This is a genomic window from Enterococcus sp. DIV0170 (assembly GCF_051710765.1).
Classification (GTDB): Bacteria; Bacillota; Bacilli; order Lactobacillales; family Enterococcaceae; genus Enterococcus_A; species Enterococcus_A raffinosus.
The window spans coordinates 2,288,208-2,302,676 of record NZ_JBIOLG010000001.1; the positions used below are offsets into that span (position 1 = coordinate 2,288,208).

A 14,469-nucleotide genomic window follows, 5' to 3' on the forward strand; every position below is an offset into this window, starting at 1 on the left:
CAAATTTAGAAAAATAAGTCCTCTCGCCTCCTCATTTCACTTATTAAACATTTTAAACACGATAAAATACTATTTTCTAAATTAAATACCCTATAAATAACTATTTGGTAATAAAAAATACTATTTACTCGTTTGTAATCGTGCCTTATTATAGCATTTTTCAAATATTTATTAAACCCCTTCAAACACTTTGACTAAAAAAGTTCATTTAGAAAAAACTCGAAACGTTCCAGCAAAACGTTTCGAGCACCCGTCTTATTCAACTAAACCTTCAACTTGAGGAAGCCCAATTCCTGCTGTATAGACTTCGATTAGGCCTGATGGCAGTTCAAGATCCTCCGTATGACCTTTGACATTCATATGAATGGTGTCTTCTTTTTCTGCCAGAATTTTTTCTTTGAAATCTGGATCAGACAGTGCAGCGACCCCCATTGAAGAAATATCTCCATAATTCAGAGCATCTAATGCTTCATCAGCGGAACGAATCGTCCCTGAGATAACTACAGGGACTCTACTCGCGACAAAATTCTTAATTACTAAACTGACTGGTTTTGTATAGTCACCTTTTTGCGGCATTGCTTTATAGGCATCTTTGCCAAAATTCCCCCCTGCTGCGGAAGAAAGATCAAGGAAATCGATGTCTTGCTCTAATAACTTATCTATTAGCTTCAACGAATCATCTAAATCGTAGCCAACCATTTCACCATGAATCTCTTCAGGAGAGATACGATATCCAACAATCGCATCTGGATTTTCCGCCCGAGCGACTTTTAATACTTCCTTCGTTACTTCAATGGCGAAATTCATGCGCTTCCCGAAGGTCCCACCCCAATAATCCTCTCGCTGATTCGAATAGCTAGAGAAAAACTGCTGGATCAAATAATGATTTGCCCCATGGATCTCTACCCCGTCAAAGCCCGCTTTTAATAAACGCTGTGCGGCTAGACCAAAATCTTTTACTACTTGCCAAACCTCATCTTCCGTCAATTCGGTTACCTTGTATTGCAAGAAAGGAAATTCAATCGCACTTGGTGCATAAGCCTTACCAGTCACGTAACAACCATAAGCACCTTCACGTCCTGGATGCTGAATCTGACCGATGGCTTTACTGCCGTTGCTCTTCATTGCCGCAGCTAGTTTACAGTAAGCTTCGATTGCTTCATCATTGTAAAGTGCCAATTGTTTCGGATGTCCTTGGATATTTTCTTGAACTGTGATCGCTCCAGTCAAAAGCAAATCTGCAAATTTACTGCGCCGTTCAAAGTACTTAATATCTTCCTCGGTTGGTCTGCCTGTTGCTGGATCCGCCGCAAAAACTACCATCGGACACATCGCAAAACGATTTGCCAAACGTCCACCGTGTTTCAAATCAATTGGTTCAAATAGTGGTGCATATTTTTCCTTCATTTCAAGTCCTCCTTCATAATCTAAACTCGTGCATGCGTTGTATACCAGCCGCCGTCGATCGTGATAGTCGCACCAGTGATAAAGCTGGCTTTTTGTGAAGCTAGAAAGGCAAATAATTTTGCTGGTTCCCAGTCTTCCCCGATTCGACGACTAGGGATCGCCTTCAAAGCAGCTTCAGTGCCCAACATCTCCCACGCTTGATCTGGCATCAAATTTGTGCGAATCAATCCCGGACAAACCGCATTTACCCGAATAAAAGTATTGTCACCCTCGTCAATTTCTGTCACTGCTTTTGGTCGTCCAAACATATCCGCTGGATTATTGTTTAATAGTGCTGCTGCACTTTGTCGCGTATAATTCAGCAATGCTGCCTTCAAGACATTATAAGGAACCGAATCCCCAATCATGAAAGACGCTACCGAAGCAGTATGGGTGATACTCGGATTATCTGACTTGCGCAAAAGCGGTACACAATACTTGGTACACATTGCCGCATGCAAGACATACAGCTGAAATGCCCGTTCCAATTCCCCCGAATCAACCTCTTCAACCGTACCCACGATCGCCGAACCCGCATTACAAATCAAACTGTCCAGTTTACCAAATTTTTCCTTCGCAAAATCCACAGCCGCTTTGATCTGCTCCTCATCCGTTACATCACATTTAAATGGCAAAAAATTCTCGCCTAACTCCTTCGTCCGACTAAAATTCCGTCCAATCCCAATCACCTTTGCTCCCTGATCCAGAAACTCCTTCGTTGTCGCCAAACCGATGCCAGAAGTCGCGCCAGTAATCATTACAATATAATCATTTAACATTTTATTTTCCTCCCTCTAATTACTGACTGTCATCAAGCCGCCGTCAATCAACACATCGGCACCATTGATGTACTGTGCATCCGTTGAGGCTAGAAACGCAATCAGATCCGCTACTTCTTCTGGTTTCCCTGTTCGTCCACAAGTAACCTTCGCCATCTGATCGTACATCGCTAACACAGCATTTTCTTCCATGTTGACACCCTCACGCTGAAATATCGGTGTTTGAATAAAACCTGGCGACACACTATTGCAACGCACGCCAATAAAGCCCTGGGCTTGCTGTTTGGTATACAGCACCACGGCGTTTTTCGCTAAATTATATAGAGGATTTTCAGAGCTGACAGTTCGACTGGCTGCAGAAGCAGTGTTGATGATACTTGCGTTGTTTTTCGGAGCATTTAATAAAAGAGGATACAATTCTTTGGCAAACAACATAGGCGCCCGTAACAAAAGACTGAAGCAACGATCAAATTGATCGACTGTGACATCGCGAATCGTTGTATTCTCACCAAAACCTGCATTGTTCACAAATACATCCAACTCATTGTCAAAAGTGTCTTTGATAAATTCGCACGTCTTTACGATTTCATCAGCGTTTCGTACATCACAGGTACAAGGAATAAACTGATCGCCTAACTCCTTCGTTTTGCTAAAATTCCGTCCGATCCCAATCACTGTCGCGCCCTCCCTGATAAACAGTCGAGCCGTAGCTAGACCGATACCAGAAGTCGCACCAGTAATCACAACTTTGTAATCTTGGAACATCGTTCTACCTCCCTTTTCCAAAGCAAAAAGACTTCAAATGAAAATAGGACAGCTGAATTTGTTCAATTGAGAGATTCTTTATGGATTTAAGTTGCGGGCAGGTTGTCTTGGTGAATCGAATAAAAAAGAGGAATACTACACTAATACAATGATATCATTATTCGAGACAGTTAGAAAACGGATTCATGAGAAAATATGATTTTTAGAAAGTCTCTTAAACTTGTTAACTTGTGAAAAATCGTGTCTTGACATTCAATTTGGACTACGATACGGTTAATTAAAGAGTTTTTATTTAAGATAGGAGAATGATACTTTGGATGACGAGGACTCGTTGTGTATTAAAAAAGAAGAATTTGTGATTGATACTAGTAATCCCAAAGTGCGCTGTCTGCAAACAGGGTGCTTTTTTGCATTAGGGGAGAACTATAAGGAGGAAGCTTTTTGGATAACTTGAGCATAATGATTGTAGTACTGGGTATATTATTAGCTTTGTCAGCGTTTTTTTCTTCAAGTGAAACGGCCTATTCTTCATTGAATCGCATTCGAATCACTAAATTGGCAGAGGAAGGAAATAATAAAGCCAGGACCGTTTTGGACTTGTTTCATAATTTCGATCGTCTTTTGTCAGCAATTCTTATCGGAAACAATATCGTAAATATCGCAAGTTCTTCTATTGCGACTGTTCTATTTGTCCGCTATTTTGGTAACGTCGGTGTGACGCTATCGACGGTTGTAATGACGATTCTAGTTTTAACTTTTGGTGAGATATTTCCTAAGACATTGGCAAAAGAATCCCCTGAGACTTTCGCACTTTCAGTTGCTCGACCACTAAAAATTTTGATGACCATTTTTTATCCGTTGACACTCTTTTTTTCTATCCTAAAAGTTGGATTAATGAAACTATTACCAAACAAAGAAGCAACTCCTTCCATTACCGAAGATGAATTGTTGATCCTTGTGGAGGAAGCAGCACAAGAGGGATCGATTGATGAGGATGATGAACTTCTGATTAAGAGTGTGGTAGCATTTAATGATTTGGAAGTACAAAAAATTTTTGTACCCCGCACAGATATCATTTCCATTAACAGTAAAAAAAGTACAGAAGAAATAGCAGAAATTTTTGAATCTTCCGGTTTATCTCGCCTCCCCTATTGTCAAGATAGTATCGATGATGTGAAGGGTGTAGTAAATCAAAAGGATTTTTATTACCATGTACGAAAAGGCGAAAAAAAATTAGAAGAAATTGTCAAACCTATCAGCTTTGTGCCGAAGAGCATGAAGATTTCAGAGCTGATGAAGAAATTTCAAGCCGATCAAATCCATATCGCTATCATTATTGATGAATACGGTGGAACTGCCGGCCTCGTCACGCTAGAAGATATTATTGAAGAATTGGTCGGAGAAATCTGGGATGAATATGATAGTAAAGAACTGGATTATTACAAACTAGCAGATGGCAGCTTCTTAGTAAATGGTCGTTCAGACTTCGAGTGCTTAGAGGAGCTTTTCAATATTTCTAATACAACGAATTCTACAACGGTCGCAGGTTATATTTTAGCTTCAATCGAACGAATCCCCATAGAAGGCGAAACGATTCAGTTAGATGGTTTGAAGATGACTATTTCGAAGATGAGGAATCGGCGGATTGAAGAAGTTGTGGTTGAGCCGGTTGTTGAGGGTGAATAAATAGACCATCCGAATTATTATATACAAGATCGATAAAACAAAAACAGATCGTTTAGTTTTGACTCATACATTGAATAAGTCTCGTCACGAAATAAGGTGACGAGACTTATTTTCTGTGTCCAAATCTTTTCATATTTTGTCTCAAGCAAAATTTTCTATTAAAAAAGCTAGAAACCCATACAACAAGGTTTCTAGCTTAAAATTTAGGTACTACCCCACAGACCCTTCCATCTCATACTGAATCAGACGGTTAAGTTCAACAGCGTATTCCATTGGTAATTCTTTGGTAAATGGTTCAACGAATCCCATAACAATCATCTCAGTCGCTTCTTGTTCAGAGATACCGCGACTCATTAGATAGTACAACTGTTCTTCGGAGATTTTTGAAACCTTCGCTTCGTGTTCTAAAGATACATTTCCATTCAGGATCTCATTATACGGAATCGTATCGGAGCTTGATTGATCATCCATGATAATCGTATCGCACTCGATGTGGCTGAATGAGCCAGCACTGTTTCGACCGAAGCGGACGGTTCCACGGTAATCTACTGCGCCGCCGTCTTTGGCGATGGATTTTGAAACAATCGAGCTGGATGTATTTGGTGCATTATGGATCATCCGGGCACCGTTATCTAACACAATGTTTTTTCCGGCTACAGCGATTGATAGCATTGTACCTCGGGCGCCTTTACCTTCCATATAAACGCTTGGGTATTTCATGGTTACTTTTGAGCCTAAGTTTCCGTCGACCCATTCCATTGTCGCATTTTCTTGAGCTTGTCCACGTTTGGTTTCCAAACTATATACGTTGTTTGACCAGTTTTGGATCGTTGTATAACGGCAGTAGCCGTCTTTTTTAACGAAAACTTCTACGACTGCGGCATGCAAGCTGTCAGAAGAATACGTTGGAGCCGTACAGCCTTCAACATAGTTGATGCTGGCGCCTTCGTCGACGATGATCAGTGTACGTTCGAATTGTCCGGTATTTGCCGAGTTGATACGGAAGTACGACTGGATCGGAATATCGGTTTTCACACCTTTTGGCACGTAGATAAAAGTTCCGCCAGACCAAGCAGCTGAGTTTAACGCAGCCAATTTATTGTCTGATGGTGGTACTAATGTGCCGAAGTATTCCTTGAACAATTCAGGATACTCCTTCAAGGCTGAATCGGTATCGGTAAAGACGATCCCTAATTTGGTGAACTCGTCTTTCATGTTGTGATATACCACTTCTGATTCGTATTGGGCAGAGGCACCGGCTAAGTATGCACGTTCTGCTTCTGGAATCCCAAGACGTTCAAAGGTCGTCTTGATTTCTTCTGGCACATCATCCCAATCGCGAGCTGGCTTATCGCTTGAACGAATGAAGTAGTTAATTTTATCGTAATCCAATTCGGACAAATCAGGTCCGTAATTAGGCATATCTAATTTTCTGAATGTTTCTAAGGATTTCAAACGGAAATCCAACATCCAATCCGGTTCTCCTTTTGCGCGGGAGATTTCGCGAATGACTTCTTCTGACAGACCTTCACCCGTCGTAAAGACTGGTTCAATATCATCGTGGAAGCCAAATTGATATTCCTCTTGCATTTCAGGTACACTCATGTATTCCCGCTCCTTATTCGTTTTAATGTATTCATTTTCTGACTAAAAAAAAGATTAGTCGTTCACTCATTTATTCTTTATGAAATTGCCCTTCGCGAGCTTTTCCTTGTTCGCTAGTCAAAGCTTTGCCTAGTGCCTTCCAAGCCAAGGTTGAGCATTTGATTCGAGCTGGGAATTTTGCAACACCGCTAAGCATCGCTGCATCTCCTAAGGCTTCTTCATCTTTTTCAGGAATCTCATTTCCTTGAACCATTTGAGCAAAAATCACTGCTAGATGTTCGGCTTCTGAAACGGGCTTGCCAATCACCGCATCTGTCATCATGGATGCACTTGCAGTGGAAATTGAGCAGCCGCTCCCAGAAAAGGCAATGTCTGTAATGACGTCGTCCTTGACGATCAATTCAAGTTCGATCACATCGCCGCAAGTCGGATTGTTCATCTCGATCGTTTGCGTAGAATCACTTAGCTTCCCGCGATGGTGTGGATGAGAGGAATGGTCCAAGATTACTTGCCGGTATAAATTATCTAATTTAGATAGCGCCATCTTTGAAAAACTCCTTCGTCGCCTTGATTGCTTCGATCAAACGGTCCGCATCTTCTTTCGTATTATAAAAATAGAAGCTAGCCCGTGCCGTCGCTGGCAGATTTAAATAGTTCATTAACGGTTGTGCACAATGGTGTCCTGCACGTACAGCGACACCTTCCATATCTAGAGCAGTCGCCACATCATGGGGATGGATGCCTTCCAAATTGAAAGCAACCACACCAGTATGATGTTCAGGATCTTGCGGTCCGTAAATGGTGATACCGCCGATCGCTTGTAATTTAGGTAAAACGTAGGCAACCAGTTCTTGCTCATAACGATGAATATTCTCCATACCAATCTCATTCAAGTAATCGATTGCTCCGCCTAGAGCGATTGCTCCAGCAATGTTCGGAGTACCAGCTTCAAATTTCCATGGCAGCTCTTTCCATGAACTATCGTAAAGATTGACAAAATCTATCATTTCACCGCCGAATTCGACCGGCTCCATTTGTTCTAACAATTGACGTTTGCCATATAATACACCGATTCCAGTCGGCCCGCACATTTTATGCCCGCTAAAGGCGAAAAAGTCTGCATCCAACGCTTGTACATCAACTATCATATGCGGTGCTGCTTGGGCACCATCTACGATCATCACAGCGTCGTTCTCATGAGCCATCTCTGCCAATTCTTTAATTGGATTGATGACACCAAGAACATTTGATACATAGGCCAATGAAACAATCGCTGTTTTTTCATTGATCATCTCTTTTGCGGCAGTCATATCAATGAAACCTTCGTCGGTCAGTGGTAGGTAGCGTAATGTCGCCCCCTTCCGTGCCGCTAACTGTTGCCATGGGATAATATTGGAATGATGCTCCATGTAAGAAATAACGATCTCGTCACCTTCCTTAATGAAGGCATCCCCATAACTTCGTGCTAACCAATTTAACCCGGTGGTCGTACCTCGAGTAAACAACACCTCAGCTGTTTCTTTAGCGTTGATAAATGCCCGAACTTTTTCTCGACTATTCTCATAATCTTCCGTCGCCCGTTCGGCTAAAGTATGGACCCCGCGATGTACATTGGCATTATCATGTTCGTAGTAATGACGCAGGACGTCTAAGACTTGCGTCGGCTTTTGTGTGGTTGCTGCATTGTCTAAATAAACAAGTGGTTCATCATTTACTTCTTGGAAAAGAATCGGAAAATCTTTTCTAATCGTAGAAAAATCCCTCATTATTTACTCAACTTCCCTTCGATCGTTGCGATCAGTTGCTCTTGGGTGGCTTTCACTGGAATAGCAGTAATAACAGGTCCTAAAAATCCGCGAATGACTAAGCGTTCTGCTGCCGCTTTTTCTAATCCGCGACTCATCAAGTAGAATAATTCATCTGGGTCAACGCGTCCAACACTGGCCGCGTGCCCAGCAGTTACTTCATTTTCATCAATCAAAAGAATTGGATTGGCATCTCCGCGAGATTTCTCAGATAGCATCAATACACGACTTTCTTGTTGTGCATCGGCCCCCTTTGCTCCTTTTAAGATATGCCCGATTCCATTGAAGGTCAAGGTCGATTTCTCTAAAATAACTCCATGCTGCAAAATGTGTCCAATCGTATGAGGCGCTTTGTTTGTCACTCGAGTATCAATTCCTTGAATTTGCTTACCGTCACTGATAGCTACGATCTTGACTTCTGAATGAGAGCCTTCGCCGACTAAATCAGAGTCAAAGTCTGCGATCACATTGCCATCATTCATGATCCCAATTGCCCAATCAATCATCGAGTCACGCATCAAGTAGCCGCGACGATTCATATAAGTAGCAATATTGGTGCCTAAGGAATCTACCGCTGAGAATTTCACACGTGCGCCTGGTTTCGTGATTACTTCGACTACGACATTCCCAGACAGCTTCTTCGCTGCTTCTCCTTGTGATTCAAAGCGCTCCAAATATGAAAACTCACTGTTGTCTTCCGCCACAATCAAGACATGCTTGAAGAAATGCGCATCGTCATCCCCATTGTGCAAGAAAAGACTTTCGATTGGCTCTTCGATCACAACATTTTTCGGTACATATAAGAAAATTCCATTATTCATAAAAGCTGCATGCAGTGCCGTCAATGAATTTTCTTCAACTGGTACAGCCTTTTGCATGTAGTATTCTTTGACTAAATCAGGATGCTCTTGCATCGCTGTCAGTAGATCAGTGAAGATTACTCCTTGCTCGGCAAGATTTGGTGAAATTTGTTCGAAAACAGTTGTTTCACCAGCTTGTACGATCATTGGATTGTCTTTCATTTGATCAAAGCTAGGAATCGTACTCACTGCTTCTTGGTGTTCTGGTTTTACATTGTAAAGATTCCAACGAGCAAATTTCACTTTTTCAATCACAGGCAAAGGCAGTTCATCGATTTTATTCAACGCATTAACACGCAAGTCAGTCATCCATTGAGGTTCGCCCCATTCGGCTGAAAAAGTTTTAACGGCCTCAAGATATTCTGTCCATTTTTTCATCTATCTTGCCCTCCTAAACTTCTTCTTTGTAATCGATACCTAATTCAGCAGAAATCCCTGCATAGCCTTCAGCTTCTAAACGTTTCGCTAATTCTGCATCGCCAGTCAAGACTACTCGTCCATCCATCATAATATGCACCACATCAGGTACGATGTAGTTCAATAGACGTTGATAATGGGTAATGATCAACGCACCGAATTCTTCGCCACGCATTTCGTTAATTCCTTTAGCTACGACTTTCAAGGCGTCGATATCTAGACCAGAATCGATTTCATCTAAGATCGCAAAGGTTGGTTCGATCATTAATAACTGTAAAATTTCGTTCCGTTTCTTTTCCCCACCAGAGAAGCCTTCGTTCAAATAGCGTTCAGCCATTTCTTCTGGCATGTTCAATAGTTCCATTTTTTTATCTAATTTTTTTAAGAATTGCATAACGGAGATTTTGTCGTCTTCTTCACGGCGAGCATTCATCGCTGCACGCATGAACTCTGCATTACTAATTCCTGGAATCTCACTTGGGTATTGCATCGCTAAAAACAGCCCTAAGCGTGCGCGCTCATCTACCTCTAAATCTAAAATATTTTTCCCATCGAAAAGGATTTCCCCTTTTGTAACTTCGTAGTTTGGGTTCCCCATGATTGCCGCTGATAAGGTAGATTTACCTGTACCGTTTGGTCCCATGATAGCGTGGATTTCTCCCGTTTTCATCACAAGGTTTACACCTTTTAAAATCTCTTTATCTTCAATGGCAACGTGTAAGTCTTTGATTTCTAAAACTGACATGAATGTACCTCCAAAATTTTTTTCTCGTTCTCACATATTTTAGACTAAATGAGAATGGAATACAAACTGATTCACCAATTTTCTTTTTAAAAAGAGCCTTTTATTTAGAATAATTATAAATTTGTTCACTCTAAAGGATGTTCCTCTGGCTCTTGGAAAAGCTTTTCCAAAAACGCAGCCTCCGTTAATTTTTCAGTCGGTTCTTTATAATGGAAGAAAGCAGGTTTTTGATCATAAAAGATTTCCTCCATTAGCTTGGCCTGATCGACTTCATCAAACAGTCCCGCTGGGAAATAATACTCATCATCCGTTAGGCTATGGTAGAACAAACTGCTGCCGCACTTTTTACAGGAACCTCGTTCTGCCCATTCGGAAGATTGAAAACGATGCAGCTGCTCCTTTCCGGTAAAAGTAAAATCCTTCTGCGTTACCCCTGCCAAGGACATAAATGTCCCGCCAAAAAACTTTTGACACATGTGACAATGACAAACGGTGATCTCTTCTGAAATTTGAGGAATGGTGATATGCACTTCCCCACAAAGGCACTGACCTTGAACTTTCATGCTTCTCCTCCTTTTCTTTCTAAAATACAAATAATAAAAAAACTATATTGTTTCTAAAACATCTCTTTTCTTATAGTTTATCAATAATACAATCTTTATGAACATCCTTTTTGTAAAACAATAAAAATCTATTGCAAAAAAACACTGAAAAATAGCTCTCAGTGTTTTTGCAAGATTAGTATAAGCATTTGATATGGTGGTGATTTAATCTACTCATCTTCTCTGCGGATAAAGGTTTCTCAGTAATCAGATAATCGATCTCATGACAGGCGATTGCTTGATACATATATTTGTGATCCAATTTATCATCCGTTGCCAAAACGACCAAATGATTGGCCTGTCTTCGGAAGGCTTTTTTAATCAGCGCTTCTCCTTCATGTGTCTCAGTCACGCCATGCTCAAAATCTAAGCCTCGACAACCAATAAAGGCAATATCTGCATTATAAGTTAATATGTCATTGTATGCTTTTGATCCATTAATTGTCGCTCGCTTCGGCACAATTGAACCACCTAAGACAGATACATGAGCTGTAGTGAACTCGCTTAGCATGGCTGCCGTAAGAACCCCATTAGTAATGACCTGTAGACCATCAAACTTACTTAAATTCTTGATTAAATGTAAGCTGGTAGTACTAGAATCTAAAAAAATGACCATATCATCCTTTACCAAAGTCTCCGCGACATCTGCGATATATTGTTTATTGTCTTCTTCATTCAAACGAGTTACTTTCATTAAATATGGAACATCGATTTTTTTATTGTCAATAATCATCGCACCGCCACGTGTCCGCCTGATCAGCCCACTTTCTTCAAGCAAGACAAGATCTCTTTTTACAGTAGCTTCACTATAATTGACAAGCTCAATCAAATCAGTGACCGTTGCAAACTGATGTACTTTTAAATAATTGACAATTTGTTGTTGTCGATCCTCAATTGCACTTAGCATCTTTCTCCCCCTATTCTTTTCTATAACTGATTATAACTTTTATAAAGGAAAAGAAGACAGCCCTTCCAAAAAAATTGAAAGTTCTGTCTTTTGATTAGTATAATCCAGCTTTTCCGATCGTGTTAAGCACGCCTAATTTATGTTTTACCACTTCTTTCACTTTCTCATTCGCCTCAGGATATACATCGCCTGGCTCGTACATCTCAGGATTATTCGTCAAAATAGCTCTTAAAGCCTCAAAGAAGACGCTTTTCAGATCTGAGCTTAGATTGACTTTTGCTACACCATATTTCACAGCTTCGCTAACCTCAGAATCAGGATTTCCAGAACCACCATGCAAAACAAAAGGAATATCGATACGTTGATTTAACTCTTTTAATAGATCAATGTTCAACTTAGGAGGCATATCTTTCGGGTACAACCCATGTGCAGTTCCAATTGCTACAGCTAAGGTGTCAATTCCTGTTTCTTTCACAAATTCTTCTGCTTGATTCGGATCAGTATAGATGATATTCGCCGTTCCCCCTTCTGCCGAACCATTATTCCCAATAGTTCCTAATTCTGCTTCAACGGAAACATTTACATCATGTGCCAATTTTACAACTTCCTTTGTTAAACTCATATTGTCTTCAAAAGTCTGTGTTGAAGCATCAATCATCACAGATGTATACCCATTACGAATTGCCCGCATAACGTCTTTCACTGAACCACCATGATCCATATGAATGACCACCGGAACTTTGCTATTGTGGGCATATTCTTTAGCCGCCGCAACAAACTCATCATTTAGGTAGGCAATTTCATCAGGATGGATTTCTAAAATTACTGGTGCATTTTGTTTTTCGACCTCTTCCATAATCGCCTTCATCATATCGTAACTGCAAATATTAAACGCAGGAACCGCAAACTGGTTTTCTTTTGCTACTTTCAATAAATCCTTCATTGTATATAACATTACATTTTCACCTCATTAATCATTTTATTATTCTCAACAGTTACAGGTTTTTTCAATAAACCAACTGCTACTGCTGTTACTAACGTACCTGCGACAATCGCCAGAAGATACATCGGCAAATTGTTCATTACATTTGGAATTAACATCACCCAAATGCCGCCATGTGGAGCCATCGAAGTAACACCGGCTGCCATGGAGATTCCCGCAGCAGTTGCTGAGCCAAGCATTAGGCTAGGGATTACACGAATTGGATCGGCGACTGCAAAGGGAATCGCACCTTCAGTAATATAAGAAGCACCTAAAATCCAACATGATTGTCCTGAAGTCCGTTCTTCTTTCGTGAACTTATTTTTGAATAGAATCGTTGCCAATGCTAATCCTAATGGCGGTGTCATGCCTGCTGCCATACAGGCAGCTATTGGCGCATTGACACCAGCGGACATCAAGCCTATTGAAAAAGTTGAGATCGATTTATTTATCGGTCCACCCATATCTGCCGCCATCATGATACCGATCAATAAGCCAAACATTAGTCCTGAAGTATTCCCCAGACCATTTAACCAGCTAGTCAAAGCATCTAGTACCCATGCGATCGGCTTATCAATTAAGAAAACCATCGCTAATCCAATAACTAAGATAGAAACCAAGGGAACAACGATTAATTGATAGATTGCTGCAAATTGCTGCTTGATATTAATTCTATTCGCTAAAAGATCCGTCATATACCCCGCTAATAGACCTCCGATCATCCCACCTAAAAACCCAGAGCCACCATTTGCCGCCAACAAACCTGCAACAATTCCTGGGGCAAAACCTGCCTTTCCAGCGATTGAACTAGCAATACCTGCTCCTAAAGCTGGTACCATCATTGCAACGGCCGTTCCTCCGCCGATCGTAGATAACGCACCTGCGAGTGCATTGTAATCATCAGACTTTGGATCCGATGCCGTAATTCCAAAGGCAAAGCTTAGTGCTATGATTATTCCGCCCGCAATGACAAATGGCAGCATATAATTGACGCCGTTCATAAAATGATTATAAATTCCACTCTTTTGTTCTTGTGAGCCACTTTTCTTATCTAAAGAAACTTTAATCGTCCCAATATCTTCTAAAGCCTCTTCAATCACTTTCTCTGGCTCTTTAATCGCTCGTCCGGTAGAAACACGTTTGATCTTTCTACCTGCAAATCGACTAGTATCTATATCTTTATCTACTGCTAATATAATCGCATCTGCTTCTTCAATTTCACTAGGGGTAAGTACATTTTCAGTTTTTGCTCCTTGGGTTTCAAACTTAGCATCATGACCCAAATTTTTCGCTGTAACCTCTAGTTTTTCAGCAGACATATACGTGTGTGCAATTCCTGTAGGACAAGCAGTTATTCCAATGATTTTCATGATGATTCCTCCTTACTCATTATCTCTAATACTTCCATTGGGCTTCCAGCATTTTTCAGCTGGGTTCGAAATGATTCATTCATTAGCTTTCGTGACAACTTACTCAAAATTTCTAAATGAATATCTGCAGTTTTTTGCGGTACCAAAATAGCAAAAACCCATTCAATATTTCTTCCATCCAGACCTACATAATCAGTAATCTTTCCAGTATGTGCAAAGCAAATTGTAGGCTGTAAAACAGCTTTACTTTTGGCATGAGGGATTCCAAAACCATCCTCTATTCCAGTAGATGTCTCTTCTTCTCTTCGATACAAATCTTTGATCACTTTTTTTGCTTTTGAGACACGTTGCTCTTCTTCCAATAATTGTCCCAGTTTCTCAAACAACTCTTTTTTTGATCGAATTGATTCATCAAAAACAATCAAATCGTTCACCAGCAAATCAATCAACTTCATCATAAAACCTACCTTTACAACTAGGATAGCGCTTTCCTGTTTATG

At 40.7% G+C, this 14,469-nt stretch carries 14 protein-coding genes; 1 reads left to right on the plus strand and 13 read right to left on the minus strand.

Annotated elements, in window-relative coordinates; translation table 11 throughout:
- Positions 1–255 precede the first annotated feature (255 nt).
- The 3 genes from IGI50_RS11110 to IGI50_RS11120 are packed head-to-tail and all read right to left on the minus strand — an operon-like array spanning position 256 to position 2,990.
- Complete coding sequence (locus IGI50_RS11110; RefSeq protein ID WP_438776965.1) at positions 256–1,407, minus strand: hypothetical protein; 1,152 nt, start codon at positions 1,405–1,407, stop codon at positions 256–258.
- Between the two features lie 20 nt (positions 1,408–1,427).
- Positions 1,428–2,225 (minus strand): SDR family NAD(P)-dependent oxidoreductase, encoded by a 798-nt coding sequence (locus IGI50_RS11115; RefSeq protein WP_438776966.1) that lies wholly within the window; start codon positions 2,223–2,225, stop codon positions 1,428–1,430.
- Positions 2,226–2,240: 15 nt separating this feature from the next.
- Positions 2,241–2,990 carry an SDR family NAD(P)-dependent oxidoreductase gene (locus IGI50_RS11120; protein WP_010745872.1) on the minus strand — a complete coding sequence of 250 codons (750 nt, stop codon included), beginning with the start codon at positions 2,988–2,990 and terminating at the stop codon, positions 2,241–2,243.
- 441 nt (positions 2,991–3,431) lie between these two features.
- On the opposite strand from IGI50_RS11120, the gene IGI50_RS11125 reads away from it, so the two are divergent.
- The gene (locus IGI50_RS11125) at positions 3,432–4,676 is read left to right on the plus strand and encodes an HlyC/CorC family transporter (RefSeq protein ID WP_438776967.1); all 1,245 of its coding nucleotides are present in this window, start codon (positions 3,432–3,434) and stop codon (positions 4,674–4,676) included.
- A gap of 210 nt (positions 4,677–4,886) precedes the next feature.
- Here IGI50_RS11125 and sufB read toward each other — a convergent pair whose 3' ends face one another.
- The 10 genes from sufB to IGI50_RS11175 all read right to left on the minus strand — a co-directional run bounded on the left by sufB (position 4,887) and on the right by IGI50_RS11175 (position 14,424).
- Positions 4,887–6,281, minus strand: coding sequence for a Fe-S cluster assembly protein SufB (gene sufB, locus IGI50_RS11130; RefSeq protein ID WP_218256163.1), 1,395 nt, complete (start codon positions 6,279–6,281; stop codon positions 4,887–4,889).
- Positions 6,282–6,351: 70 nt separating this feature from the next.
- On the minus strand, positions 6,352–6,825 hold the full coding sequence (gene sufU / locus IGI50_RS11135; protein ID WP_010745869.1) for a Fe-S cluster assembly sulfur transfer protein SufU: 474 nt from the start codon (positions 6,823–6,825) through the stop codon (positions 6,352–6,354).
- Positions 6,812–8,047, minus strand: coding sequence for a cysteine desulfurase (locus IGI50_RS11140; RefSeq protein ID WP_010745868.1), 1,236 nt, complete (start codon positions 8,045–8,047; stop codon positions 6,812–6,814). Before IGI50_RS11140 ends, sufU begins: the two co-directional genes overlap by 14 nt.
- Positions 8,047–9,324: a Fe-S cluster assembly protein SufD gene (gene sufD, locus IGI50_RS11145; protein WP_438776968.1), complete on the minus strand. Its 1,278-nt coding sequence runs from the start codon at positions 9,322–9,324 to the stop codon at positions 8,047–8,049. The genes IGI50_RS11140 and sufD overlap by 1 nt, the downstream gene beginning before the upstream one ends.
- A gap of 13 nt (positions 9,325–9,337) precedes the next feature.
- Complete coding sequence (gene sufC / locus IGI50_RS11150) at positions 9,338–10,108, minus strand: Fe-S cluster assembly ATPase SufC (RefSeq protein ID WP_010745866.1); 771 nt, start codon at positions 10,106–10,108, stop codon at positions 9,338–9,340.
- 125 nt (positions 10,109–10,233) lie between these two features.
- Positions 10,234–10,671 (minus strand): GFA family protein, encoded by a 438-nt coding sequence (locus IGI50_RS11155; protein WP_438776969.1) that lies wholly within the window; start codon positions 10,669–10,671, stop codon positions 10,234–10,236.
- Positions 10,672–10,846: 175 nt separating this feature from the next.
- Positions 10,847–11,617, minus strand: a complete 771-nt coding sequence (locus IGI50_RS11160) for a DeoR/GlpR family DNA-binding transcription regulator (protein ID WP_010745864.1) — start codon at positions 11,615–11,617, stop codon at positions 10,847–10,849.
- 94 nt (positions 11,618–11,711) lie between these two features.
- Complete coding sequence (locus tag IGI50_RS11165) at positions 11,712–12,572, minus strand: ketose-bisphosphate aldolase (RefSeq protein WP_218256167.1); 861 nt, start codon at positions 12,570–12,572, stop codon at positions 11,712–11,714.
- Positions 12,572–13,969, minus strand: a complete 1,398-nt coding sequence (locus IGI50_RS11170; protein WP_438776970.1) for a PTS fructose transporter subunit IIC — start codon at positions 13,967–13,969, stop codon at positions 12,572–12,574. The genes IGI50_RS11165 and IGI50_RS11170 overlap by 1 nt, the downstream gene beginning before the upstream one ends.
- Positions 13,966–14,424 (minus strand): PTS sugar transporter subunit IIA, encoded by a 459-nt coding sequence (locus IGI50_RS11175; RefSeq protein WP_438777591.1) that lies wholly within the window; start codon positions 14,422–14,424, stop codon positions 13,966–13,968. The genes IGI50_RS11170 and IGI50_RS11175 overlap by 4 nt, the downstream gene beginning before the upstream one ends.
- Positions 14,425–14,469 lie beyond the last annotated feature (45 nt).

Bases quoted from the DNA above. Each gene is read 5' to 3' on its own strand.
- IGI50_RS11110 (WP_438776965.1), bottom strand. From the start codon at position 1,407: ATGAAGGAAAAATATGCACCACTATTTGAACCAATTGATTTGAAACAC.
- IGI50_RS11115 (WP_438776966.1), bottom strand. From the start codon at position 2,225: ATGTTAAATGATTATATTGTAATGATTACTGGCGCGACTTCTGGCATC.
- IGI50_RS11120 (WP_010745872.1), bottom strand. From the start codon at position 2,990: ATGTTCCAAGATTACAAAGTTGTGATTACTGGTGCGACTTCTGGTATC.
- sufB (WP_218256163.1), bottom strand. From the start codon at position 6,281: ATGAGTGTACCTGAAATGCAAGAGGAATATCAATTTGGCTTCCACGAT.
- sufU (WP_010745869.1), bottom strand. From the start codon at position 6,825: ATGGCGCTATCTAAATTAGATAATTTATACCGGCAAGTAATCTTGGAC.
- IGI50_RS11140 (WP_010745868.1), bottom strand. From the start codon at position 8,047: ATGAGGGATTTTTCTACGATTAGAAAAGATTTTCCGATTCTTTTCCAA.
- sufD (WP_438776968.1), bottom strand. From the start codon at position 9,324: ATGAAAAAATGGACAGAATATCTTGAGGCCGTTAAAACTTTTTCAGCC.
- sufC (WP_010745866.1), bottom strand. From the start codon at position 10,108: ATGTCAGTTTTAGAAATCAAAGACTTACACGTTGCCATTGAAGATAAA.
- IGI50_RS11155 (WP_438776969.1), bottom strand. From the start codon at position 10,671: ATGAAAGTTCAAGGTCAGTGCCTTTGTGGGGAAGTGCATATCACCATT.
- IGI50_RS11160 (WP_010745864.1), bottom strand. From the start codon at position 11,617: ATGCTAAGTGCAATTGAGGATCGACAACAACAAATTGTCAATTATTTA.
- IGI50_RS11165 (WP_218256167.1), bottom strand. From the start codon at position 12,572: ATGTTATATACAATGAAGGATTTATTGAAAGTAGCAAAAGAAAACCAG.
- IGI50_RS11170 (WP_438776970.1), bottom strand. From the start codon at position 13,969: ATGAAAATCATTGGAATAACTGCTTGTCCTACAGGAATTGCACACACG.
- IGI50_RS11175 (WP_438777591.1), bottom strand. From the start codon at position 14,424: ATGAAGTTGATTGATTTGCTGGTGAACGATTTGATTGTTTTTGATGAA.